The organism is Agromyces sp. NPDC055658 (genome assembly GCF_053618155.1).
In genome coordinates, this window is the sequence record NZ_JBSHHD010000006.1 from 25,494 (window position 1) to 48,670 (window position 23,177).

A 23,177-nucleotide genomic window follows, 5' to 3' on the forward strand; every position below is an offset into this window, starting at 1 on the left:
CGCCTCGCCTCATGCCGGGAACGGCAGCGCGCGTCCCGTCTCGATCCACGACTTGAAGCTCGAGAGCACGAGCGGCCACGTGTCGCTCGTCTCGGCCTCGGCAGGATGTCCTTCGCTCCACTCGTCGTTCGTGAACGTGAGCTTCGTGAGCGCGTCGCCCGCCGAGCTCATGCGCCAGGTCATACGGCTGCGGAGCTCCGCGTGGTTCTCGCGGTAGGTCGGGCCCGGATGCTCGGAGAGCTGCAGCAGCGCTCCGGGCTCGGCGGCGAGCACCTCGCCGTAGACGTGGACGGTCTCGTCGCCGTCCTGGCCCGGGCCGACGTACTCGTAGCGCTCGCCGGGGGCGAGCTCGCCGCGGAGCACCGAGCCCCACATGACGGCGCGGCTGCCGTCGTCGCCGGTGATCGCGTCCCACACCTGCTGCGGCTCGGCTGCGACGTACAGGGTCATCTCGAAGTCGGACATGGTCGGTTCTCCGCTCTCTGGTTCTGCCGGTCGATTTCCGCCGGTCGATTCGGTTCGACGCTACGGATGCCGCGTGGCGGGCGTCTTGCAGAAACGCGACAGCGACTCGGTGAGGGGCGGCGGGCGACGGGTGTCGGCGGACGACGCCATACTCGGACCATGCAGCCCTCGGACTACTGGCGCACGCGCGCCGGCGCCGCCGACAAGGGCGTGCTCGCGCCGAGGCGCGGCGAGCCGGGTCTGGCACCGATCGCGGCCGACGCGGCCGCCCAGCACGCCGCCGACGCGCCCGTGCGGCTGGCCCGATTCCCGGCGCCGCCCCCCGTCGCGCACGTCGTGCGGCACTTCTGGGTGCCCAGGTGGCGGTTGCCCGCCGGCGTGGTCATCGAACAGGGCGTGCTCGAGTACCCGTCGGCGAACCTCGTCGTCGAGCCCGACGGCACCGCGCTGCACGGTCCGTCGATCGGTCGCGGCGTCTCACGGCTCGAAGGCGAGGGTTGGGCCGTCGGCGCCCTCCTCCAGCCCGGCGTCGCCGGGCTCATCGCGCCGGGCGAGGTCCGCTCGCTCGTCGGCGGTTCTGTGCCGGTCGAGGCGTTGCGGCTGCGGGGTACCGCGGCAGGCGTCTCGCGGGTCCGCACGGCGGCCGAGGACGGCCGCGACGACGAGGCGGTCGCGGCGTTCGCCGACTGGCTCGGCGCGCAGCACATCGTCCTCGACCCCGATGCCGCCCTCGCGGCGCGCGTCGTCGAGCTCGCCGAGACCGACCGTACGATCCTGCGGGCGGGCGAGCTGGCCGACGCGAGCGGGCTCGGGCTGCGTGCGCTCGAGCGTCTGGTGCGCGCGCGGCTCGGCCTCACCCCGAAGTGGCTGATCAGTCGATACCGCATGCAGGAGGCCGCGCATCGGCTCGCCGCCGACGACCCGCCGTCGCTCGCCGACCTCGCCGCGGAGCTCGGCTTCGTCGACCAGGCGCACTTCACCCGCGAGTTCCGCACGGTCATCGGCGAGACGCCGCGGCGCTACGCCGCAGCGGCGCAGGCGACCCGGGCGGCGGGGGTTCCCTCCGGCCACCCGGCCGACCTAGGGTGAGGAGCGTGAGCCCTGCATCGCGAGCGGACGAGGTCATCGAAGTCGACGGTCGCGAGGTGCGCATCTCGCACCCCGACAAGGTCGTCTTCCCCGAGCCGGGGCTCACCAAGCTCGATCTCGTGAAGTACTACCTCGCGGTCGCCGACGGTGCGCTGCGCGGCGCGGGTGGGCGCCCGATGGTGCTCAAACGGTTTGTCAAGGGCATCGACCAGGAGGCCTTCTTCCAGAAGCGCGCTCCCGACAAGCGCCCCGAGTGGATCGAGACCGCGACGCTGCACTACGCGTCGGGCAATTCCGCCGAAGAGGTCGTCGTGAACGATGCGGCCGCGCTCGCCTGGGTCGTGAACCTCGGATGCATCGACCTCAACCCCCACCCCGTGCGGGCCGGCGACCTCGACCATCCCGACGAGCTGCGCGTCGACCTCGACCCGATGCCCGGCGTCGACTGGTCGCAGATCGTCGACGTCGCGTTCGTCGCGCGCGAGGTGCTCGACGACGTCGGGCTGGTCGGCTGGCCGAAGACGTCCGGCTCTCGCGGCATCCACATCTCGGTGCGCATCGCACCCGAGTGGACCTATCCCGAGGTGCGGCTCGCCGCCGAGACGCTCGCGCGCGAGGTCGAGCTCCGCGCTCCCGGCCTCGCATCCGCCCGCTGGTGGAAGGAGGAGCGCGGCGAGAGCGTGTTCGTCGACTTCAACCAGAACGCGAAGGACCGCACGGTCGCCTCGGCGTACTCGGTGCGTCCGCTGCCCGACGCCCGCGTCTCGACCCCGCTCGACTGGGCGGAGGTCCGCGAGAGTCGTCCCGAGCGCTTCACCGTCGCGACGGTCCTCGCACGCTTCGCCGAGCGCGGCGACGCCGCGGCCGGCATCGACGACGCGGTCGGCCGTCTCGATGGTCTGCTGCGACTCGCCGAGGAGCTCGGCCCCGCCGAGAAGCCCCCGCGCCGCGGCTCGGGCGATGGCTCCGGGCAACGGCAGTCGACGATGCCGCTCATCGAGATCGCCCGCGCCAAGACGAAGCCCGAGGCCCTCGAGGGCCTGGAGCGGTGGAAGGAACGTCACTCCGACGTCGTGCCCCGGCTCGAGCCGGCCGACGTGCTCGTCGACGGCATGCGAGGCAGTTCGTCGCTCTGGTACCGCATCCGGGTGAACCTGCAGCATGTGCCCGAGGCGGAGCGGCCGCCGCAGGAACCGCTCGAGGTCGATTACGACCCGTGGGCGAAGTACCGCGACGAGAACGGCGAGCTGTCGTTCCCCGGCGGCCGCCCCGGCGATCGTTCCGGCGGCACGACTGGCCGCGCCTCGTGAGCGACTTCGGTCCCGTCGACCCCGGTCATCACGCCGACATCGAATGGTTGCACCGCTGGCGCCTGCATCCCGAGGGCGACCCGCAGACGACGGCGTCGAGCACGCTGATCCCCGTGAGAACCATCGACGGGGTCGCGGCGGTGCTCAAGGTCGCCCACGTGGAGGAGGAGGAGCGCGGCGCCGAGCTGCTCGAACAGCTCGACGGACACGGCGCTGCGCGCGTCCTGCAGCGCGAGGGGCAGGCGGTGCTGCTCGAACGGGCCACCGGCACGGGCGACCTCGTGCGCATGGTCGTCGACGGCGACGACGACGGTGCGACGCGGGTGATCTGCGCAGCGGCGCGCCGCGTGCACCTCGACCCGGCGGAGCTCCCCACGCTCACCGACTCGGGGGTGCCGCTCCTCGTGCCGCTCGAGCAGTGGTTCCGCGAGCTGTTCGCGCACGCCGACGACCTCGACCCGCTCCATCGGCAGGGCGCCGACTACGCCGACCGGCTGCTGTCGACGCAGCGGGACGCGCGCGTGCTGCACGGCGACCTGCACCACGGGAACGTGCTCGACTTCGGCGAGCGCGGATGGCTCGTCATCGACCCCAAGGGGCTCGTCGGCGAGGCCGCCTTCGACTACTGCAACCTGCTCTGCAACCCGTCGCACGCGCGGGCGCTCATGCCCGGGCGGCTCGAGCGCCAGTTCGGCATCGTCGTCGCCGAGACCGGCGTGCTGCCGTCGCGGCAGCGAGACTGGCTCGTGGCCTGGTGCGCACTGTCGTCGACGTGGTTCGCGATCGCCGACGACCCGTCGCACGCCGAGTCGGTCACACGTCTCGGCGTGACCGCCGCCGATCTCGCGCTCTGAGCCGCCTCGGCGACGTTCCGGCCGTCAGCGATGCTGCGCTCCGTTCGCGCATGGAGGAACTTCCGCAACCGCGCGGCGCGTCTCGCCGCGACTCGCCGCGGACCCGACGGTTCTTCCTACACGAGCCTCGGCTGCGACAGCTCGACGACCGGCCGCGACGCCCACTCGCGCACGAGTTCGGTGCGCACGGCGACACCGGTACCCGGGCCACCGGGCACCCGGAGCTGCCCTCGGTGCTCGCCGTCGCCGAGCACGAACGGCTCGGTCACGTCGTCGGCGTAGTAGCGGTCGGAGGCGGAAGTGTCGCCGGGCAGCGCGAACCCGGGCAGCGCGGCGAGCGCGACGTTCGCCGCACGGCCGATCCCGGTCTCGAGCATGCCGCCGCACCACACCGGCACGTCGAGCTCACGGCACGCGTCGTGCACGCGCAGCGCCTCGAGGTATCCGCCCATCCGGCCGGGCTTGATGTTGACGACGCTCGTCGCGCCGCGATCGATCGCGTCCACCGCCGTCGCGGCATCCAGGATCGATTCGTCGAGGCAGACGGGGGTCTCGCACGCGGCCGCGAGCCGGGCGTGGGTGGCGATGTCCTCCTCGGCGAACGGCTGCTCGATCAGCAGCAGGTCGAACGCGTCGAGGCTTGCGAGCAGCGGGATGTCGTCGCCGGTGTACGCCGTGTTCGCGTCGACCTGCAGGAGACCGTCGCGTCCCATGAGCTCGCGGACGGCCGCGACGGGCAGGACGTCCCAACCGGGCTTGATCTTGAGCTTGATGCGGCGGTAGCCGTCCTCGAGGTACCCGGTGACCTCGTCGAGCAGTTCCTCGAGCGTCGGCGCGATGCCGACGGAGACTCCGCAGTCGACCCACTCGCGCTCCGCTCCGAACGCCTCGGCCATCGATCGGCCCTGGGCGCGCAGCTCGGCGTCGAGGACGGCCGACTCGAGGGCGGCCTTCGCCATGCGGTGGCCCGCGACGAACGCGAGCGTGCCGGCGACCGACCGTGCGAGCGGCACCGAGGCGCCGCGGGTACCGGGGCCCTCGGCGCTTGCCGCTCCGGCGACTCCGGCCGTATCGGCCGCGTGGTGCGCGGCGTCGTGCGCGTGACGGTGTGCGGTCGCGTCGAGCAGTGCTGGGCCGAGGAACCGTTCGATCACGGATGCCGCGCCGTCGACGTACTCGGAGGAGTAGAAGGGCTCGCGGCCGGCGACGCACTCGCCCCACCCCTCGCCGGCGTCGGTGCTCACGTGCACGAGGAGCGCTTCGCGCACCGTCTCGCGACCGAAGCTCGTCTCGAACGGCCGCACGAGCGGCACCTCGATGCGATGCAGCGCGATCGTCTCGATGCGGGTCGGGTTCGTCGTCATCTCGCCTCCTCGGCGTCGGGCTCGGCCTCGGTGAACACGTAGTCCCCGGCGTCGTCGAGCTCGGGTCGCAGCCCCTGCCGCGCCATCTCCGTGAACGCGCGCACGGATGCCTCGCGCATGCGTACGGCATCGGCCGCGGCATCCCGCCTGAATGCCTCGAAGTCGGGCACGAGCGCGAAGCCCGACTCCCCCGACCAGCGCGGAGGCGCACCGCCGGCGAGCGCGCGGAGCACCCGCGGCGACGTGAGTCGCCAGCGCACCTCGAAGCGATCGCTGCGGTCGGCGCCCGAGATCTCGTCGCCGAGCACGCCGTAGAACTCGGGGAGGTAGGCGGCGACCTCGGCCCCGAGCCGCACGAGGTTCATGCGGGCGTTGCGGCGGATGAGGGGGTCGAACGTCCAGCGGACCTCGACGACGCCGTGCTCGAGGCAGATCGCCCGCTGGCGCAGCTTCAGCGCGAGCCCGATGCCGTGTCCGCGCGCCGCCGGGGCGACCGCGTTCATGTGCGAGTGCAGGTGGAGACCCTCGTTCCAGCCGAGGAACCCGAGCGTCGCGCCGAGCAGCTCACCCGGGATCGCGTACGGCGGCGTCGCCGAGGCATCCACGCCGCCCTCGTCATCGGCGACCGCGACGAGCACCGTCGCGCCCGCGTGCGCCAGCGCCCGGATCATCGAGTGGTCGGGGCCGCGCCCCTCGCCCCAAGTCGACTCGAACCGGGCGAGCACCGCCTCGATCTCGTGCTCGGCGGCCCCGCGCGTGATGACGCCCGCGCCGAGGTCGGCGCGATCGGCGGCGGCAAGGGCCTCGGCGACGACAGCGTCCATGTGTCGAGGCTAGCCGAGCGCGGTCGCGCCGCGGCGCGCGGGAGTGGTCGGGCCTCTCACCCGGCGACAGGGCCGCCGCCGCCGCCTGCTCGTCGATGAACTGGAGGAAGAACCCGCCGACATCCCGCGTTTCGCTGCACGCCACTCCGCGACCGAGCCAAGTCTTCCTACAGATCGAACTCCTCCGACCCGTATGCGAGCGGTCGGATTCCGGTCATCCGCGCCTTGAGCACGACCTTCGCATCGGCGACCATCCGCTCCACCGTCGTCGCGACCAACGGCCAGTCGTCCAAGACGTGCTTCGCACTCGGTCGAACGACCGGGACCCCGAACGACTGCGAGACCAGGGTCCGATCACGATCGGCGTAGAACTCCTCGCGTCCCGAGTGGAACTCCCTACCGTCGACCTCGAACAACACGCATCCGTCGATCAGACCGTCGAACCGGCCGAGTCCCGCCGGCCCGACCTGCGGTCCCACCAGGTATCCAGCGCGCGCGAGGCGCCGAACGAACAGGCTCTCCACCCCCGACTCAGGAATCCCGGTGAACTCGTCCACCAGATCCCGGCAGGTGCCGGGCAGCGCGGCGAGTACGTCGTCGATCTGCCGACGCGTCAACACCCGTTCGTGAAGCGCCGAGTCGATCGCCGCGTTCGCATGTTCCCGAGGCAGACATCGAAGTGCGGTCGCGAGGGCTCCTTTGGGCGAGACGACCCAATCGCGACCGGCGCCCGGATCCAGCTCGCGAACGTAGTGCAGCCGTACCGGCCCTGCCCTCCCCAGCCGCACGGTGCCACGTTCTCGCGTACGCTCCGAAGCGACCGGATGCCAGACGCCCGAGTTCCCCGGATCGTCGACATTCGGTGCGCGGTCGACCCGCGGTGTCGATCGGGGCACTGCGATGTGCAACGACTCGTCGACGCCCGACCAGATGCCGAGGCGACGCAACGCGGAGACGCAGCCGATACGGCCGCCCACGGCGATCGCGCGGAGTTGGTCGCGGTCTGCCGTCGGCGAGGCGATCCAGCCACGTCGGGGCCGCACGACTGCTCCGGCGCGGAGGGCCACTCGCAGCGAGGCATCCGTCTCACCCAGTTCTCGCAGCGTGCGGACTCGGGCGATCTCGCCGAGCAGGTGGAGTTTCGTGAGGAGCGCCGTCATGACGCGATCGTGCCCGTGTCGGCTGGTCCGAATGCGATCGCGCGGTGGAAGCGCCCACCGATGGGATACGTGTCGAGGTGGGGAGGAGAGGTCGTCGACCGAGATGGAGGAGTTTCTCGCGACATGCCGTCGGCCGGGCGGGCGACACGCCGGCGATGTCACGGAACTTCCTACACAAGCGAAGCGGGCAAGGCGGCGCCGCGCCGCCACCGCGCGCGAGCGCCCCGCCCGGCGGAGCCGGACGGGGCGCTCGTGAGCCGACCCGATCAGCAGAAGGCGCCGGTCGACGCCCAGACCTCGGGGACCTCGGCGAGACCCTCGCGGGTGACGGTCGCCTCGATGAGGCCGTACGACCGGTCGCTCGCGTAGAACACCTCGTTGGGGTTGTCGAGGCCGAACGGCTCGAGGTCGACGACGAAGTGGTGCTTGTTCGGCATCGAGAAGCGGATCTCCGCGATCTCGGGGTGCGCCTCGAGCACCGCCTGGCCCATCTCGAAGAGGGTCGTCTGGAGTGCCGCCGAGTAGTTCTCGGTGAACGTCTCGAGCAGGATCGCCTTCACGCTGTCGTAGACGGCGTTGTAGTCGACCTCGGCGCCCGGCTGGTAGCGCCAGCGCGTGGCGACGCTCGTCGCGAGGATGCGATCGGTCGTCTCCTGGAGGGTCGTGTAGCGGTCCTTCGGGTAGCCGACGAAGCCCGACTGGGTCGTCTTCAGCACCGTGAGGTCCTTGAGGCCCGCGATGACGTGGCGGGTGTCGCCGTCGGCGATGACCGCGGCCGTGCGGATCTCCTGGCCCTTGCGCACGAACGAGTGGTCGTGGGGCTGGCCGTGGGCGGTGATGCGCTCCCACGCGTAGCTCTCGGCGAGCCAGCGTCCGCCGGTCACCCAGTCGAACTCGCCGATGAAGTGGTCGGCGAGGCGAAGCAGGAACGCCTCGGGCGAGCCGACGCCCTCGCGAGCGAAGGCGAACACGGTGTTCTTCTGCGTGTCGGTCGCGACGACGTGCGAGTTGTCGCCGTCGAGGTGGGCACCGGCGAAGTCGCCGCGCAGCTGCGAGGTGACGTTGAGGTCCTCGATCTCGTGGCGGTCGGTGTCGCGGGTGACCTTGACGACGCGGACCTCGGCCTTGCCGTACTGGTTCGGGCCGAGCACGATGGCGCCGGGCTCGGCGCTCGACGCGCCGCCTGCGGCGGCGTCGGTGGTGGTCACGGTGTTGATCAGGGTGTCGGTCATGGTGGATCTAACTTCCTCGGTAGGTCGAATAGGCGAAGGGGCTCAGCAGGATCGGCACGTGGTAGTGACGACCCTCCTCGGCGACGAGGAAGGTGAGCAGCACTTCGGGGTAGAAGGCGTCGGTCTGGGTGGAGGCGAAGTAGGCGCCGGTGTCGAATCGCAGCCGGTACTCGCCGTTGGGGATCGTCTCGGGGCCGAGCTGTTTCGCCCGCCCGTCGTCGTCGGTCACGGCGCTCGCGAGGAGCTCCCAGCCGTCCCCGCCGGGAGCGGAGCCGGAAGCCCCGGAGCCGCCCACGGAACGCCGATACAGCTCGACGGGCACGCCGGCGGCGGGCTTGCCGCGCTGGGCGTCGAGCACGTGCGTCGTGATCTGCGAAACGGTCATGCGGCGATGGCCCCCTTCAATCTCAGAACGGCGATCTCGCGCAGCTGCTCGGCGACGACCGCGTCTTCGGTCGCGTCGTCGTTGCCGAGCCGAGTGGTGAGCGCGTCGAGGATCTCGCCGGCGGAGCGGCCGGCCGCACGGATGAGGAACACCCGCCCGAACCGCTGCTCGTACGCCGCGTTGCCCTCGGCGAGGGCCCGTGCGATCTCGGCGTCGGCCGGGTCGACGCCCGCCTGCTCCGATCGCGACATGGCCGCTTCGGTGCTCGCACCGCTCGCACGCTCCCCGATGCGGGGATGGTGGCTGAGCGCCTGCTCGACCTCGCCGGCCGTGAACGGCGACGCGGCGGTGCCGGCCTCGGCCACGAGCTCGTCGATCGAGCCGTACGGTCGACGGTCGGCGAGGTGCTCGCACCACCGCGTCACGTCGATGCATGGTCGAAGCGTGGCGATCGCCTCCGAACGATCGGCTTCGTTGAACTGTTCAAGCTTCATCGCTTGAGTCACTTTCTCATTCTGCTGGCATCCACGGTGTACGGATATACGAAACTCATGTTTCGCATCGTGGAACTGTTATTTCAGCATGTGACAATGCTAACAAATACGGATGCCCCGTAGCAACGATTTCCGATGAAGAAGTCGTGCCACGAGGCATCCGATTGCAGTGTGCTCAGAGACCGAGCTGCTCCCGCAGACGACCGACGTGCCCATTGGGATCGACGTTGTACTCGAGCGCTGCGACCCGGCCCTCGGCGTCGATCACCGCGGTCGAGCGGATGAGTCCGTCGAACGTGCGCCCGGCGACCGTCTTCTGGCCCCACGCGCCCCACGCCCTGGCGACCTGCGCGTCCTCGTCGGAGAGCAGCGGGAAGGCGAGCTGCTCGGCTTCCGCGAACTCCGCGATCCGCGACACCGGGTCGGGCGAGATGCCGAGCACCGTGTAGCCGGCCGACTGGAACGAGGCGAGGTTCTCGCGGAAGTCGCACGCCTCGGTCGTGCAGCCTGGCGTGAACGCGGCCGGGTAGAAGTAGACGATGACGGGGCCGCCGCGGTGGTCGCTCAGCCGGCGCACCGTTCCGGTCGCGTCGGGCAGGGCGAAGTCGGGGGCCGCCTGGCCGGTTTCGAGTTCTTCGGACGAGTTGATCATGAGGTGCTCCGTTTCAGCGGTCGACGGGATGCCTCGGCGCCGGTGTCCCTCTCGGGGTCCGGTGGTCCGGTTCGGTTGGCGGGAGGTGGGTGGTTGTTGGCGGCGGGTGGAGGGGTCGGGAACGGGATACGGCCGTGGGCCGGTACGGTATCGGACCGTCCGGCCTCACGGCCCCCGGGATGCTACGCGTTCCCTTTTCGAAGCATCCGGCCCTGGGCCCGTTCGCGGTCGACGGGCGCACCGGCGAGGTACGCGCGACGCACGGCGCCCGTGAGCTCGCGGCCGTCGTACGGCGTCACGGGGTGCCGATGCTCGAGCGAGCGGGCATCGACGGTGAACGTCTGCTCGGGCGCGAACACCGCGAAATCGGCTGCGCAGCCGGTCTCGATGCGCCCCTTCGTCGTGAGGCCGACCCGCGCGGCGGGCCGCTGCGCCATCCACTCGACGACCCGCTCGAGACCGATGCCGCGCTCGCGCGCCTCGGTCCAGATCAGCGGCAGACCGAGCTGCAGCGAGGCGATGCCGCCCCACGCGAGCTCGAAGTCGCCGTCGCCCTTATACTTCATCTCGGGCGTCGACGGCGAGTGGTCGGACACGACGTAGTCGATGATTCCGTCGCGGAGCCCCTCCCACAGCCGGTCGCGGTTCGCGTCCTCGCGGATCGGCGGGCAGCACTTGAACGCCGTCGCGCCCGCGGGCACGTCCTCGGCGAACAGCGTGAGGTAGTGCGGGCACGTCTCGACGCTGAGATCCGTGCCCGCGGCCTTGGCCCGGGCGATCTGCCCGAGCGAGTCCGAGGAGGAGAGGTGCAGGATGTGCGCGCGGGCGCCCGTGCGCGCCGCCCGATCGATGACCTCGGCGATCGCCGTGTCCTCGGCCTCGTGCGGGCGCGAGGCGAGGAAGTCGGCGTAGCCGGGACCGCCCCGGTGCGGTGCGGCGTCGATGACGTGCGCGTCCTCGGCGTGCACGACGAGCATGGAGTCGCGCTCGGCGATGACCCGCATCGCCTGCTCCATCTCGTCGGCGGTGACCTGCGGGAACTCGTCGACGCCCGAGTGCAGCAGGAAGCACTTGAAGCCGAACACGCCCTCGTCGACGAGCGGCGCGAGCTCGTCGAGATTGCCCGGCACCACTCCGCCCCAGAACCCGACGTCGACGAAGGTCTGGCCGGCCGCCGCCGCCCGCTTCTCGTCGAGCGCCGCGACCGAGACGGTCGGCGGGATCGAGTTGAGCGGCATGTCGACGATCGTCGTCACCCCGCCGGCCGCGGCGGCACGGGTCGCCGAGGCGAAGCCCTCCCACTCGGTGCGGCCGGGCTCGTTGACGTGCACGTGCGTGTCGACGAGGCCCGGAAGCAGCACCTCGTCGGCCGCGAGCTCGACGACGGTCGCCCCCGCGAGGCCCGTGCCGAGGGGCGAGATCGCGACGATTCGCCCGTCGCGCACGCCGATCTCGACGGCGCGCTCGACCGGAGCGCCGTCGCCCGCGACGAGCGCGCGCGCCGCGCGGAACACGACGTCGAACGCGCCGGGCTGCGCCGTGCCGTCGGCCCCGCGGTGCGCCGCGACCGGGACGCCGGCGGGCCCCACCTGGTCGGCAGGGCCGGCATGGTCGGCAGAGCCGACCTGGCCCGCCTGTTCGGTGATGAAGTCGGTCACGAGTTCCTCCGCGAGTCGGGTGAGCAGGTCGGATGCCTCGGCCATGCTGCGGGCCGGATCGGGCTCGAGCTCGGCGAGCGCACGGGCGTTCGCGAACCCCGCATCGCGCACCTCGTCGTCGTTCAGCAGACGCCGGCCGCTCACCGCGTAGACCGGCACGCCCGCCCGTCGCGCCGCACGGGCGACGCCGATGGGCGTCTTGCCCATGAGGCTCTGCGCGTCGAGGCTGCCCTCGCCGGTGATGACCGCGTCGGCACCCGCGAGCCGGGCCTCGAGGCCCGTGAACTCGAGCACCACGTCGATGCCGGGCCGGCGTTCGGCGCCGAGCACCGCGAGCGCGGCGAAGCCGACGCCACCGGCCGCGCCGGCGCCCGGGCGCTCGGCCGCGATGCGCGCGGGCACGGCGGTGTGGGCGGCGAGCACCTCGACGAGGTTCGCGAGCGCCGCGTCGAGCCGGGCGACGTCGTCGGGGGTCGCGCCCTTCTGCGGGCCGAAGACCGCTGCGGCGCCCGTCGGCCCGAGCAGCGGGTTGTCGACGTCGCTCGCGAGCACGATCTCGGTCTCGCTGAGCCGCGGGTCGAGCCCGCCGAGCTCGATGCGGGCGAGGTCGGCGAGGGCGCCGCCCCCGACCGGCAGCTCGTGGCCCGAGTCGTCGAGCAACCGCGCGCCGAGCCCCTGCAGGAGCCCCGCTCCCCCGTCGGTCGAGGCGCTGCCGCCGATGCCGAGCACGATGCGCCGGGCGCCCGCGTCGAGCGCGGCCGCGAGCAACTGCCCGGTGCCGAGGCTCGTCGCGGCTGCGGCATCCGCCCCGCCCGTCGGCACCAGGTCGAGACCCGAGGCCTGCGCCATCTCGACGACCGCCTCGTCGCCCCGCAGGGCGAACGCGGCGTCGACCGGCGCGCCCAGCGGGCCGGTGACGCGCGCGGTGCGGCGCTCGAACCCGGCGGCGAGGGCCGCGTCGAGGGTGCCCTCACCGCCGTCGGCCACCGGGATCGCGTCGATCTCGATCTCGGGGTCGACGCGGCGCGCACCCTCGGCGACGCGGGCGGCCACCTCGGGCGCCGAGAGCGACCCCTTGAACTTGTCGGGCGCGATGACGATGCGCATGGTCTCAGTCTTTCCTCGGACGGTTCGTTGCGGAAGGGGCGGGGCGGAAGGGCCGGGCGGAAGGGGCGGATGCCCGCGTCCGCCCGGCGGATACCCGGCGGACGCGGGCCGGCTCAGTCGAGCAGCGCGTACACGGCCTCGGGCGCGTCGGCCGGCGACGTCGCGAGGTCTTCGAACTCGTTCATCGTGTCGAGGTCGGCGCCCATCGCGATGTTGGTGACGCGCTCGAGGATCACCTCGACGACCACGGGCACCTGGAACTCCTCGCGAAGGCGCTCGGCCTCGGCGAAGCCGGCCGCGAGGTCCTCGGGGCGCTCGACGCGGATCGCCTTGCAGCCGAGACCCTCGGCCACCTTGACGTGGTCGACGCCGTAGCCGGTCGCGACGCTCTCGGGGTCGAACGGCGTGTTGACGTTGTCGAACGCCAGCGAGACCTCGTAGTCCATCTCGAAGCCGCGCTGCGACTGGCGGATGAGCCCCAGGTAGCTGTTGTTCACCACGACGTGGAGGTACGGCAGCCGGTGCTGCGCGCCGACCGCGAGCTCCTCGATCATGAACTGGAAGTCGTAGTCGCCCGAGAGCGCGACGACCTTCGCCTCGGGCTTGCCGCGCACGACGCCGAGCGCGGCGGGCAGCGTCCAGCCCAGCGGGCCGGCCTGGCCGGCGTTGATCCACTGGCGCGGTTCGTACACGTGCAGCAGCTGGGCGCCCGCGATCTGCGACAGGCCGATCGTGGTGACGTACGTGGTGTCGTGGCCGAACGCGGAGAGCATCTCCTGGTAGACGCGGTGCGGCTTCATCGGCACGTCGTCGAAGTTGGTCTTGCGCTGCAGCGTCGCCTTGCGGCCGCGGCACTCCTCGGCCCAGCCGAGGTAGTCGGGCAGGTCGGCGACGCGGTCGCGCGCCGCCTCGAGGAGGGCGTCGATGAACGCGCCCGCGTCGGAGACCACCCCGTAGTCGGGCGCGAACACGCGGCCGATCTGGGTGGGCTCGATGTCGACGTGCACGAAGGTGCGGCCCGCGCGGTACGTGTCGAGGCCTCCGGTGTGGCGGTTCGCCCAGCGGTTGCCGATACCGAGCACGAAGTCGGACTCGAGGAAGCTCGCGTTGCCGTAGCGCTGCGAGGTCTGGATGCCGACGAGACCCGCTGCGAGCGGGTGGTCGTCGGCGATCGCCCCCCAGCCCATCAGGGTCGGGAACACGGGCACGCCCAGGGTCTCGGCGAGCTCGACGAGCTTCTCCGACGCGCCCGAGTTCACGATGCCGCCGCCCGCGATGATCGCGGGGTGCTTCGAGGCGACGAGCAGGTCGAGCACCTTCTCGGCCTGCGCGCGGGTCGCGGCGGGCTTGGCCACCGGCAGCGGCTCGTACGTGTCGATGTCGAAGTCGATCTCGGTCATCTGCACGTCGAACGGCAGGTCGATGAGCACGGGGCCCGGGCGGCCCGACCGCATGATCTGGAACGCCGACTGGAAGACGCCGGGCACCTGGGCGCCCTCGAGCACGGTCTTCGCGAACTTCGTGACCGGCTTCGCGATCGAGGCGATGTCGACGGCCTGGAAGTCCTCCTTGTCGAGCTTCGCGACGGGCGCCTGGCCCGTGATGCACAGCATCGGGATGGAGTCGGCGATCGCGGCGTAGAGGCCGGTGATCATGTCGGTGCCCGCGGGGCCCGAGGTGCCGATGCAGACGCCGATGCGGCCGTCGCCGGTGCGGCTGTAGCCGTCGGCCATGTGCGAGGCGCCCTCGACGTGGCGGGCGAGGGTGTGCCGGATGCCGCCGTTCGCGCGCATCGCGGAGTAGAGGGGGTTGATCGCGGCACCGGGCAGCCCGAAGGCCTCGGTGGCGCCCTCCTTGATCAGGATCTGCACGATGGCGTCGACGGCGCGCATGCGAGTCATGGGAGTGCTCCTTCGGAGAGAGGTGGAGAACGTGGGTGGATGCCGCGGCGCGAGTTATTCGCGGCCGGCGAGCTCGGTCGTGAGCTTGAAGAGGCCCGAGTGGTCGAGCCCGCCGTCGCCGCGGGCGACGAGCGAGGTGACGAGCTGGGCGACGGCCGAGCCGAGCGGAACGGTGATGCCGGCCTGGCGTGCGGCGGCGGTGACGATGCCCAGGTCCTTGTTGTGGAGCGCGAGGCGGAATCCGGGGGCGAAGTCGCGGTCGAGCATCTTCTGCCCCTTCTGGTCGAGGACCTTGGAGCCGGCGAGTCCGCCGCCCAGGACCTTCAGCGCGGCGTCGGTGTCGACGCCGAAGGCTTCGAGGAAGACGACCGCCTCGGCGAGCGCCTGGATGTTGACGGCGACGATGAGCTGGTTGGCCGCCTTCACGGTCTGGCCGGCGCCCGCGGGGCCGACGTGCACGATGGTCTTGCCGATGCCCTCGAGCACGGGCAGGGCCTTCGCGAAGTCGCCCTCCGAGCCGCCCACCATGATCGAGAGCACGCCGTCGACGGCGCCCTGCTCGCCGCCCGAGACGGGCGCGTCGACCGCGCCGAATCCCTTCGAGACGGCCTCCTCGGCGAGCTCCTTGGCGACGTCGGGGCGGATCGATGAGTTGTCGATCCACAGGGTGCCCGGCTCGGCGTTGGCGAACACGCCGCCCTCGCCGCGCACGACGGACTCGACGTCGGGCGAGTCGGGCACCATCGTGATGACGGCCTCCGCGCCCTTCACGGCGTCGGCGATGCTCGCGGCACCGCGGCCGCCCGCCGCGACGAGCGCGTCGATGGGCGCCTGGCTGCGGTTGAAGCCGGTGACATCGTGGCCGGCGGCGACGAGGTTCTTGGCCATGGGCAGGCCCATGATGCCGAGGCCGATGATCGCGATCTTGCTCATGAGTTGGTCCTTCGTGTTGCGTCGTGCGGGTCGGTCGGTGCCTGCGCGTGGCGGTCAGGCGGTGGCGGCGGTACTGGTCGCAGCGCTCGGCTCGGCGCCGGCGAGCCAGGTGAACGCCTCGTCGATCGGGGCCTTGTACTCGAGGCCGATCGGGCCGCCGTAGCCGAGCTCGCGGCTGCGGGCGATCCACGCCTCGAGCGGCAGCCCGCCGGTGCCGGGGGCGCCGCGGCCCGGGTCGTCGGCGATCTGGATGTGGCCGAACGAGGGGGCGTGCGCCTCGATGACCGCGGCGACGTCGTCGCCGTTGACCGCGAGATGGTAGAAGTCGGCGAGCAGCTTGAGGTTCGCGGTGCCGGATGCCGCGCGCACGGCGTCGATCACCCGCACGGCGTCGGCCGCCGTCTTCAGCGGGTACGCCGGAGCGCCCGAGACCGGCTCGAGCAGCACGGTGCCGCCGATCGGGGCGACGCCCGCGGCTGCGGCCGCGAGGTTCTCGATCGCCGCCGCGTCCTGCTCGGCGGCGTCGACGCCCTCCTGCCGGAGGCCGTACAGGGCGTTGAAGCCCTTCGTGCCGAGCGCCCGGCCGATGCCGGCCACGACCGCGATGTTGTCGCGGAACTCGGCCGAGCGCGCGGGCCACGAGACGAGGCCGCGGTCGCCGGCGGGCATGTCGCCCGCGTTGAAGTTGAGGCCGGTCAGCTGCACGCCCGCGTCGCGGATCGCGCCGACGAAGGCGTCGACGTCGCGGTCGGCGGGCACCGACTCGGCGAACGGCCACCAGAACTCGACGGCGTCGAAGCCCGCGGCCTTGGCCGCGGCCGGGCGCTCGAGCAGGGGCAGCTCGGTGAGGAGGATCGAGCAGTTCACCGTGTACGTCATCGTCGACTTCCTTCGTGTTGCCTATTTCCGTCTTCCGGAAGAATTCTTCTGCTGTATGAAATCGTAAGCGCCGAGTGGCGAGACGTCAACCCTCGTCGGACGCTCGCCGCGGCATCCGCGACGAGATGTCGGAAAATTCAGCACCCAGAGCCCGAAGCGCCAGCCGAACGGCCGATTCCTCCGACATCTCGGCGCGGGGCGCCCCGGACACGACGAAGCGCCCGGCGACGATACGTCCCGGGCGCCCGTGTGTGAACACCTTTCAGGGAGGGGTGTGGCGGGCACGGGGTGTCATGGCCGTCTTCGACCGCAGAACACCCCTGCTTCCCACACCCCGTCCTGAAAACGGATGCCGCGACTCAGGTGAGCCGGATCTGCCGGTTCATGTCCTTGTACAGGAGGTAGCGGAACGGCTCGGGGCCGCCCGCGTAGCAGGCCTGCGGGCAGAACGCGCGCAGCAGCATGTAGTCGCCCGCCTCGCACTCGACCCAGTCGTCGTTGAGCCGGTAGACGGCCTTGCCCTGCAGCACGAACAGCCCGTGCTCCATGACGTGGGTCTCTGCGAACGGGATCGATCCGCCGGGCTGGAACGTCACGATGTTCACCTGCATGTCGTGCGCGAGGTCGTTCGAGTCGGTGAACCGCGTGGTCGCCCACGCCCCGTCGGTGTCGGGCATCGGCACGGGCTCGATGTCCTGGTCGCGGGTGACGAACGACGCCGGCGGCGCGATGCCGTCGACGGGTTCGTACGCCTTGCGGATCCAGTGGAAGCTCGTGAGCTCCGCGCCCTCGTTCGCGAGCGACCAGTCCGCCCCCGGCGCGAGGAAGGCGTAGCCGCCGGCCTCGAGCACGTGCCGCTCCCCCTCGAGCGTCAGCGTGAGCGAGCCGGTCGTCACGAACACGACGCCCTCGACGCCGGGCTCGACCTCGGGCTTCTCGGCACCGCCGCCCGGCGCGATCTCGACGATGAGCTGCGAGAAGGTCGTGGCGCCGCCCGCGACGGGCCGGGCGATGATCCACGACCGCGTGCCGCGGAAGCCGGGCAGGTTGCTCGTGACGATGTCGCGCAGCACGCCCTTCGGGATGAAGGTGTACGCCTGCTTGACGACGGCGCGGTCGGTGAGCAGGTCGGTCTGCGGCGGCAGCCCGCCCTGCGGGGTGTAGTAGCTCATGCGTGTTCCTCGTGATCAGGGGTGGGTCGCGACATCCTCAGTCGTTCGCCGCAGTCGCGGCGAGCTTCGGATGCGCGAGCAGGGTGAGCGCGCGCCGGTCGATGCCGATGTCGGCGACGATCTCGGCCTCGCCGACCGCGCCGCATTCGACGCCGCGCAGCACGAAGTCGGCGAGCGCGCGGGCCGTGGCGGGTTCGTCGAGCACGGCGCCCGGCGTGCGCTCGAGATAGTTGCGCAGGCGTGCGGATGCCTCGGGGTAGCCCTCCCGGAAGAAGGCGTAGGTCGCGAGGTACCGGGTCGGAAGCTGGTGCGCGTGCAGGTCCCAGCCCTGGTAGAACCCCCGCTCGAGCGAGCGGCGCACGAGCCGGGCGTGCAGGCGCCACGCCTCCTCGGTGCGGTCGCCCAGCGGCAGGATGTTCGTCGAGCCGTCGGAGAGGCGGATGCCGGTGCCGGCCACCGCGAGCTGCATGACCTCCTTCGCGAGGTCGGCGACGGGGTGCTCCATCGACTGGTAACGGGCCGCGATCTGCAGCGAGGCGCTGTAGTCGTAGGTGCCGTAGTGCAGGGCGCTGATGCGTCCGGGCGCGGCGACCGCGAGCTGCGCGACGGGCGACGTGCCGCCCGAGCCGAGGATGAGCTGCGGCGTCTCGACCTGCACCTCGAAGCGCAGGCGCCCGTCGGGCAGCCCGTGGGCGCGCTCGAGCGCGGTCACGACGTCGACCATCGCCTCGACCTGCGCGACCGTCGTGACCTTCGGCAGGGTGAGCACGAGCCCGTCGGGCAGGCCGGCGGGGCCCGATTGCGCGACGAGCGCACCGATGAAGAGATCGAGGGTGCGGATGCCTCGTGCCCTCGTGGGCGCCTCGAAGCACTTGAAGCGGATGCCGATGAACGGCGGCGCGACCCCCGCCGCGACGGCGGCGGCGACCTGCTCGGCGGCGCGCACGGCATCGGCGTCCTCGGTCTCGTCGCCGCGGTCGCCGTAGCCGTCCTCGAAGTCGAGGCGAAGGTCTTCGATGGGCTCGCGGGCGAGTTTCTCCCGCACTCGCGGCGCGATGCGCGCCGCGAGTGCGGGATCCACCCCGATGCGGACGGCGAGCGCCTCGAACCCGCCGTTCGCAGTCACGGACTCCTCGGCTGCGCGGCCCCACGCCGCGGGCAGTTCGGGAGTGAAGGTGTCGGCCGGCACGTACACGGTGTGCACGGGCTGGCGGGAGCCGTCGTCGCCCGGGTAGACGGTCGCGAGCAGCTCGTCGGTGTCGGCGAGCCGCGCCTCGACGCGAGCCAGGTCGTCGGCGGTCAGGGCGGTGCGGGGCACGGCGGCGCCTGGCAGCGCCGTGCCCGGTGCGCCCGCGACGTCACTGGCTGCCATGCTCATCCCAGCAGCTCGTAGGCGGGCAGGGTGAGGAAGTCGACGTACTCGTCGGAGGTGCAGATCTCCTCGATGAGCTCGGCGGCCGGCTCGTAGTAGGCGGCGAACCGCTCGGCGGGGACCTCCCCGCGGAGGCGGTCGACCTCTTCGGCGAGCACCCGGCGCACGAGCTCGACGGTCACGGTGTCGCCGGTGTCGGCGAGCACGACGCCGTTCCTCACCTGCTGCCAGACCTGCGAGCGCGAGATCTCCGCGGTCGCGGCATCCTCCATCAGGTTGTGGATCGCGACGGCGCCGTTGCCCGACAGCCAGACCGCGGTGTAGGCGACCGCGACGTAGAGGTTGTCGTGCAGGCCCGCCTCGGTGACGTCGCCGCCTGCGGAGGCGACGTCGAGCAGCTGGGCCGCGGTGACCTCGACCTCGGGGCGCAGCTTGTCGAGCTGGTTCGGGCGGGCCCCGAGCACCTCGTCGAACACCTCGCGGCAGACGGGCACGAGGTCGGGGTGCGCCACCCACGAGCCGTCGAAGCCGTCGTTCGCCTCGCGGGTCTTGTCGGCGCGCACCTTGTCGAAGGCCGCACGCGTGACCTCGAGGTCGTTGCGGTTCGGCACGACGGCGGCCATGCCGCCCATCGCGAAGGCGCCGCGTCGGTGGCAGGTCTTCACGAGCAGCTCGGTGTAGGCGCGCATGAACGGCGCGGTCATCGACACCTGCGCCCGGTCGGGCAGGATGAACGCGTCGCCCGCGTCGCGGAAGACCTTGATCAGGCTGAACAGGTAGTCCCAGCGGCCGGCGTTGAGGCCCGAGGCGTGCTCGCGCAGCTCGTAGAGGATCTCGTCCATCTCGAAGGCGGCCGGGATCGTCTCGATGAGCACCGTCGCGCGGACCGTGCCGCGGGCGATGCCGAGGTACTGCTGCGCGAACACGAACACGTCGTTCCAGAGGCGGGCCTCGAGGTGGCTCTCGATCTTCGGCAGGTAGTAGTACGGGCCCTCGCCGTTCTCGATGAGCTGCTTCGCCGTGTGGAAGAAGTGCAGGCCGAAGTCGACGAGCGAGCCGCTGCCCTCGCGCCCGTCGACGACCACGTGCCGCTCGGGCAGGTGCCAGCCGCGGGGCCGCGTGACGACCGTGGGGCGACGCACGTCGGTGCGGAGCGCGTACGCCTTGCCCTGCGGAGACGTGAACGCGAGCGTGCCGCGCGCCGCGTCGCGGAGGTTCAGGATGCCGCCGACGACGTTCTCCCAGTTCGGGGCGGCGGCGTCCTCGAGATCGGCGAGCCACACGCGCGCCTCGGAGTTGAGGGCGTTGATCGCCATCTTCGCGGGCGACGGCGGCCCCGTGATCTCGACCCGGCGGTCGAGGAGCGCCTCGGGGGCGGGGGCCACGCGCCACTCGGACTCGCGGATCTCGCGCGTCTCGGGCAGGAAGTCGAGGGTGCCGCCGGCGGCGATGCGGTCGCGCTTGACCGTGCGGGCGGCGAGCAGCTCGAGGCGGCGCCCGTCGAACTCGCGGTGCAGCGCCTCGACGAAGGCGAGCGCCTCGGGCGTCAGGATCTCGTCGGCACCGTCGATCTCGGCGGGGCGGGTGATCCGAAGGGAACTGGTGTCGGTGCTCATGCGGCGGCTTCCTGCGTCTCTGCGGTGGGCTCGGTGTCGGCGGCAGGAGCGCTCTCCTGCCGGGCGTCTTCGCGGTGCGCGGCGCCGGCGACGGCTTCGGCGACGGCACGGGCGACATCCGGGTCGAAGACGCTCGGGATGATGTAACTCGCGTTGAGTTCATCATCGCGCACGCACGACGCGATCGCCTCTGATGCGGCCACGAGCATCTCGGGCGTGATGTTGACGGCGCCCGAGTCGAGCAGCCCTCGGAAGAAGCCGGGGAAGGCGAGCACGTTGTTGATCTGGTTCGGGAAGTCGCTGCGCCCCGTCGCGACGACGGCCGCGTGGCGGGCCGCGACGACCGGGTCGACCTCGGGGTCGGGGTTCGCCATGGCGAAGACGATCGCGTCGTCGGCCATGCTCTCGATCTCGGCCTCGCCGAGCAGGTTCGGGGCACTCACGCCGATGAAGACGTCGGCGCCGGCGAGCACCTCGGCGAGCGAGCCGGTGAGGCCCTCGGCGTTGGTGTTCGAAGCGAGCCGGGTGCGGTGCTCGTCGGCGTACCGCTCGCCGCGGTGGATGGCGCCGTTGCGGCCGCAGGCGACGATGTTCACCGCCCCCTCGGCCTTGAGCAGCTGGATGATCGCGTTGCCGGCCGCACCGACCCCGGACACGACGATGCGCACCGTGTCGAGGCGCTTGCCGACGACGCGCAGTGCGTTCATGAGCGCCGCGAGCGTGACGATCGCGGTGCCGTGCTGGTCGTCGTGGAAGACGGGGATGTCGAGCTCCTCGCGCAGGCGCCGCTCGATCTCGAAGCAGCGCGGCGCGGCGATGTCCTCGAGGTTGATGCCGCCGTAGACGGGCGCGAGGGCCTTGACGATGCCGATGATCTCCTCGGTGTCCTGCGTATCGAGGGCGACCGGCCAGGCGTCGACGTCGGCGAACTGCTTGAAGAGGGCGGCCTTGCCCTCCATCACGGGGATCGAGGCGGTCGCGCCGATGTTGCCGAGGCCGAGCACCGCCGAGCCGTCGGTGACGACGGCGATCGTGTTGCCCTTGACGGTGAGGCGGCGGGCGTCGGCGGGGCGGTCGGCGATCGCGAGGCAGACCCGGGCGACGCCGGGGGTGTACGCGCGGGAGAGGTCGTCGCGGTTGCGCAGCGGCGTCTTCGGCACGATCTCGAGCTTGCCGCCCTGGTGCAGGCGGAAGGTGCGGTCGGCGACCTCGTGCACGACGACGCCCTCGCGTGCGGCGAGCGCTGCGGCGACCTGGGCGGCGTGCTCGGCGCTCCCGGCGTAGCAGGTGAGGTCGACGAGCACGCGATCGGTGCTCGACTCGCTGACGTCGACCGCGGTGATGACCGCACCGGCGTCGGCCGCCGCGACGACGAGTTCGCTCGTCGCGGTGACGCCGGCGGGCGCCTCGACGCGGAGCTGAATGGAGTAACCGGGACTGGGATTCGCCATCGGATCGACTTTCTTGAATGCCCGCGTTGTTTCAAGCGCGGCGGTTTCCGTATTACGGATGTTAATGTCTGCCATTCGGAAACTCAACCCCGGGATGCGGCGACCGTGACCGGCACGGGAATCCGCTCGCCGCCCATCGTGGAGTCGTGCGGTATGTTGACTGCAACCCGGCAGGTTTTCCGCGATGCGGATATGGTCTGCCACGATCACGAACGGGAGCAGCGCATGGCGGAGGGCCAGCCCGAAGGCGTCAAGTCGGTCGCGAGGGTGTTCGACCTGCTCGAGCTGATCGCCGACGCCGGCGGCGACGTCACGCTGAGCGAGCTCTCGACGATGGCCGAACTGCCGCTGCCGACGATCCACCGCCTGCTCCGCACGCTCGTCGCGCTCGGCTACGCGCGTCAGCTCGCGAACCGCCGCTACGCGCTCGGACCACGCCTGGTGCGCCTGGGCGAGGTGGCCAACCGCCAGTTCGGGCGGCTCGCCCGCCCCCAGCTGAAGGAGCTCGTCGAGCGGCTCGGCGAGACCGCGAACCTCGCGACCCTCGACGGCGACCAGGTCATCTACGTCTCGCAGGCGCCGTCGCCGCACGCGATGCGCATGTTCACCGAGGTCGGCCGCCGCTCGCACCTGCACGCGACGGGCGTCGGCAAGGCGATCCTCGCGCAGCTCGACGACGACACCGTGCGCGACATCATCAGTCGCACCGGCCTGCCCCAGTCGACCGTGCACTCGATCGACTCGATCGACGCACTGCTCGAAGACCTGCGCGTCACGCGCGAGCGCGGCTACGCGATCGACGACGGCGAGCAGGAGATCGGCGTGCGCTGCTACGCGATGACCGTGCCGGGTGCGCCCATCCCGACGGCGGTCTCGGTGTCGGGCCCGGTCGCCCGCGTCGACGAGGACTTCGCCGAGCGAGCCATCCCCGTGCTGCGCGAGGTCGTGCAGGAGATCGCCGACGCCACCGCCGCCGCCTGACGCCGCGCGAACGCCACGCGGTTCGCGCCGCACACCCCCGCACGCGCGCACCCGCGCACCCGCGCGCCCGCGCGCCCGCGCGCGCTCCCGCACCCGCACCCGCATCCGCACCCGCACCCGCACCCCCACCCGCACCCGCACCCGCATCCGCCGATCGCCGAGTGTCGCCGTTCCGACCGAATGATTTCCAGGCGTGGGGCAACCACCCGGGGGGACGCCACCCCCGGGGGGTGGCACAATTAGCGGGCAACCCAAAAAGGAAAAAAATTAACGGATTT

At 71.8% G+C, this 23,177-nt stretch carries 20 protein-coding genes and 1 pseudogene; 4 read left to right on the plus strand and 17 right to left on the minus strand.

The window, feature by feature from the left end; genetic code table 11:
* Positions 1-9: 9 nt before the first annotated feature.
* Entirely contained in the window at positions 10-465 is a 456-nt protein-coding gene (locus tag ACWGPE_RS04470; protein ID WP_275506473.1) for an SRPBCC domain-containing protein, read from the minus strand.
* A 159-nt stretch (positions 466-624) separates the two neighbouring features.
* Here ACWGPE_RS04470 and ACWGPE_RS04475 point away from each other — a divergent pair, with 159 nt between their 5' ends.
* The 3 genes from ACWGPE_RS04475 to ACWGPE_RS04485 are packed head-to-tail and all read left to right on the plus strand — an operon-like array spanning position 625 to position 3,718.
* The gene (locus ACWGPE_RS04475) at positions 625-1,554 is read left to right on the plus strand and encodes an AraC family transcriptional regulator (protein ID WP_275506472.1); all 930 of its coding nucleotides are present in this window, start codon (positions 625-627) and stop codon (positions 1,552-1,554) included.
* 5 nt (positions 1,555-1,559) lie between these two features.
* Positions 1,560-2,864: a non-homologous end-joining DNA ligase gene (gene ligD, locus ACWGPE_RS04480; RefSeq protein WP_452048226.1), complete on the plus strand. Its 1,305-nt coding sequence runs from the start codon at positions 1,560-1,562 to the stop codon at positions 2,862-2,864.
* Positions 2,861-3,718, plus strand: a complete 858-nt coding sequence (locus tag ACWGPE_RS04485) for an aminoglycoside phosphotransferase family protein (protein ID WP_231431775.1) — start codon at positions 2,861-2,863, stop codon at positions 3,716-3,718. Before ligD ends, ACWGPE_RS04485 begins: the two co-directional genes overlap by 4 nt.
* Before the next feature lie 116 nt (positions 3,719-3,834).
* Here the strand turns inward: ACWGPE_RS04485 and menC are convergent, their stop codons facing one another.
* From menC to ACWGPE_RS04565, 16 genes and pseudogenes are all read right to left on the minus strand, one after another.
* Positions 3,835-5,082 carry an o-succinylbenzoate synthase gene (menC, locus tag ACWGPE_RS04490; RefSeq protein ID WP_452048227.1) on the minus strand — a complete coding sequence of 416 codons (1,248 nt, stop codon included), beginning with the start codon at positions 5,080-5,082 and terminating at the stop codon, positions 3,835-3,837.
* Positions 5,079-5,906 carry a hypothetical protein gene (locus ACWGPE_RS04495; RefSeq protein ID WP_452048228.1) on the minus strand — a complete coding sequence of 276 codons (828 nt, stop codon included), beginning with the start codon at positions 5,904-5,906 and terminating at the stop codon, positions 5,079-5,081. The genes menC and ACWGPE_RS04495 overlap by 4 nt, the downstream gene beginning before the upstream one ends.
* A gap of 167 nt (positions 5,907-6,073) precedes the next feature.
* Complete coding sequence (locus ACWGPE_RS04500; protein ID WP_452048229.1) at positions 6,074-7,066, minus strand: hypothetical protein; 993 nt, start codon at positions 7,064-7,066, stop codon at positions 6,074-6,076.
* Between the two features lie 266 nt (positions 7,067-7,332).
* Positions 7,333-8,298, minus strand: a complete 966-nt coding sequence (pucL, locus tag ACWGPE_RS04505; RefSeq protein ID WP_452048230.1) for a factor-independent urate hydroxylase — start codon at positions 8,296-8,298, stop codon at positions 7,333-7,335.
* A 7-nt stretch (positions 8,299-8,305) separates the two neighbouring features.
* Complete coding sequence (uraH, locus tag ACWGPE_RS04510; RefSeq protein ID WP_452048231.1) at positions 8,306-8,683, minus strand: hydroxyisourate hydrolase; 378 nt, start codon at positions 8,681-8,683, stop codon at positions 8,306-8,308.
* On the minus strand, positions 8,680-9,177 hold the full coding sequence (uraD, locus tag ACWGPE_RS04515) for a 2-oxo-4-hydroxy-4-carboxy-5-ureidoimidazoline decarboxylase (protein ID WP_452048232.1): 498 nt from the start codon (positions 9,175-9,177) through the stop codon (positions 8,680-8,682). Before uraD ends, uraH begins: the two co-directional genes overlap by 4 nt.
* Before the next feature lie 175 nt (positions 9,178-9,352).
* Complete coding sequence (bcp, locus tag ACWGPE_RS04520) at positions 9,353-9,829, minus strand: thioredoxin-dependent thiol peroxidase (RefSeq protein WP_452048233.1); 477 nt, start codon at positions 9,827-9,829, stop codon at positions 9,353-9,355.
* 182 nt (positions 9,830-10,011) lie between these two features.
* Positions 10,012-11,343: an allantoinase AllB gene (gene allB / locus ACWGPE_RS04525; RefSeq protein ID WP_452048264.1), complete on the minus strand. Its 1,332-nt coding sequence runs from the start codon at positions 11,341-11,343 to the stop codon at positions 10,012-10,014.
* Between the two features lie 201 nt (positions 11,344-11,544).
* Positions 11,545-12,594: pseudogene (locus tag ACWGPE_RS04530) on the minus strand (glycerate kinase); the annotation flags it as partial.
* Between the two features lie 113 nt (positions 12,595-12,707).
* A complete protein-coding gene (gene gcl / locus ACWGPE_RS04535) occupies positions 12,708-14,495 on the minus strand; it encodes a glyoxylate carboligase (protein WP_452048234.1) in 1,788 nt (595 codons plus the stop codon).
* Positions 14,496-14,549: 54 nt separating this feature from the next.
* Positions 14,550-15,428, minus strand: coding sequence for a 2-hydroxy-3-oxopropionate reductase (locus ACWGPE_RS04540; RefSeq protein WP_231431786.1), 879 nt, complete (start codon positions 15,426-15,428; stop codon positions 14,550-14,552).
* A 54-nt stretch (positions 15,429-15,482) separates the two neighbouring features.
* Positions 15,483-16,307: a hydroxypyruvate isomerase family protein gene (locus ACWGPE_RS04545; RefSeq protein ID WP_452048235.1), complete on the minus strand. Its 825-nt coding sequence runs from the start codon at positions 16,305-16,307 to the stop codon at positions 15,483-15,485.
* Between the two features lie 359 nt (positions 16,308-16,666).
* Entirely contained in the window at positions 16,667-17,479 is an 813-nt protein-coding gene (locus tag ACWGPE_RS04550) for a bifunctional allantoicase/(S)-ureidoglycine aminohydrolase (protein WP_231431788.1), read from the minus strand.
* A gap of 37 nt (positions 17,480-17,516) precedes the next feature.
* Positions 17,517-18,857: a DUF6986 family protein gene (locus ACWGPE_RS04555; protein WP_231431789.1), complete on the minus strand. Its 1,341-nt coding sequence runs from the start codon at positions 18,855-18,857 to the stop codon at positions 17,517-17,519.
* Positions 18,854-20,467 (minus strand): malate synthase A, encoded by a 1,614-nt coding sequence (aceB, locus tag ACWGPE_RS04560; RefSeq protein WP_231431790.1) that lies wholly within the window; start codon positions 20,465-20,467, stop codon positions 18,854-18,856. The genes ACWGPE_RS04555 and aceB overlap by 4 nt, the downstream gene beginning before the upstream one ends.
* The gene (locus tag ACWGPE_RS04565) at positions 20,464-21,918 is read right to left on the minus strand and encodes an NAD(P)-dependent malic enzyme (protein WP_452048236.1); all 1,455 of its coding nucleotides are present in this window, start codon (positions 21,916-21,918) and stop codon (positions 20,464-20,466) included. Before ACWGPE_RS04565 ends, aceB begins: the two co-directional genes overlap by 4 nt.
* A 225-nt stretch (positions 21,919-22,143) precedes the next feature.
* Between ACWGPE_RS04565 and ACWGPE_RS04570 the strand changes: the two genes are divergently transcribed.
* A complete protein-coding gene (locus ACWGPE_RS04570; RefSeq protein ID WP_231431792.1) occupies positions 22,144-22,899 on the plus strand; it encodes an IclR family transcriptional regulator in 756 nt (251 codons plus the stop codon).
* Positions 22,900-23,177 lie beyond the last annotated feature (278 nt).

Bases quoted from the DNA above. Each gene is read 5' to 3' on its own strand.
- ACWGPE_RS04550 (WP_231431788.1), bottom strand. From the start codon at position 17,479: ATGAGCTACTACACCCCGCAGGGCGGGCTGCCGCCGCAGACCGACCTG.
- ACWGPE_RS04545 (WP_452048235.1), bottom strand. From the start codon at position 16,307: ATGACGTACACGGTGAACTGCTCGATCCTCCTCACCGAGCTGCCCCTG.
- bcp (WP_452048233.1), bottom strand. From the start codon at position 9,829: ATGATCAACTCGTCCGAAGAACTCGAAACCGGCCAGGCGGCCCCCGAC.
- aceB (WP_231431790.1), bottom strand. From the start codon at position 20,467: ATGAGCACCGACACCAGTTCCCTTCGGATCACCCGCCCCGCCGAGATC.
- ACWGPE_RS04475 (WP_275506472.1), top strand. From the start codon at position 625: ATGCAGCCCTCGGACTACTGGCGCACGCGCGCCGGCGCCGCCGACAAG.
- pucL (WP_452048230.1), bottom strand. From the start codon at position 8,298: ATGACCGACACCCTGATCAACACCGTGACCACCACCGACGCCGCCGCA.
- menC (WP_452048227.1), bottom strand. From the start codon at position 5,082: ATGACGACGAACCCGACCCGCATCGAGACGATCGCGCTGCATCGCATC.
- ACWGPE_RS04470 (WP_275506473.1), bottom strand. From the start codon at position 465: ATGTCCGACTTCGAGATGACCCTGTACGTCGCAGCCGAGCCGCAGCAG.
- ACWGPE_RS04565 (WP_452048236.1), bottom strand. From the start codon at position 21,918: ATGGCGAATCCCAGTCCCGGTTACTCCATTCAGCTCCGCGTCGAGGCG.
- ACWGPE_RS04555 (WP_231431789.1), bottom strand. From the start codon at position 18,857: ATGAGCATGGCAGCCAGTGACGTCGCGGGCGCACCGGGCACGGCGCTG.
- uraD (WP_452048232.1), bottom strand. From the start codon at position 9,177: ATGAAGCTTGAACAGTTCAACGAAGCCGATCGTTCGGAGGCGATCGCC.
- ACWGPE_RS04500 (WP_452048229.1), bottom strand. From the start codon at position 7,066: ATGACGGCGCTCCTCACGAAACTCCACCTGCTCGGCGAGATCGCCCGA.
- ACWGPE_RS04495 (WP_452048228.1), bottom strand. From the start codon at position 5,906: ATGGACGCTGTCGTCGCCGAGGCCCTTGCCGCCGCCGATCGCGCCGAC.
- gcl (WP_452048234.1), bottom strand. From the start codon at position 14,495: ATGACTCGCATGCGCGCCGTCGACGCCATCGTGCAGATCCTGATCAAG.
- uraH (WP_452048231.1), bottom strand. From the start codon at position 8,683: ATGACCGTTTCGCAGATCACGACGCACGTGCTCGACGCCCAGCGCGGC.
- ACWGPE_RS04540 (WP_231431786.1), bottom strand. From the start codon at position 15,428: ATGAGCAAGATCGCGATCATCGGCCTCGGCATCATGGGCCTGCCCATG.
- ACWGPE_RS04570 (WP_231431792.1), top strand. From the start codon at position 22,144: ATGGCGGAGGGCCAGCCCGAAGGCGTCAAGTCGGTCGCGAGGGTGTTC.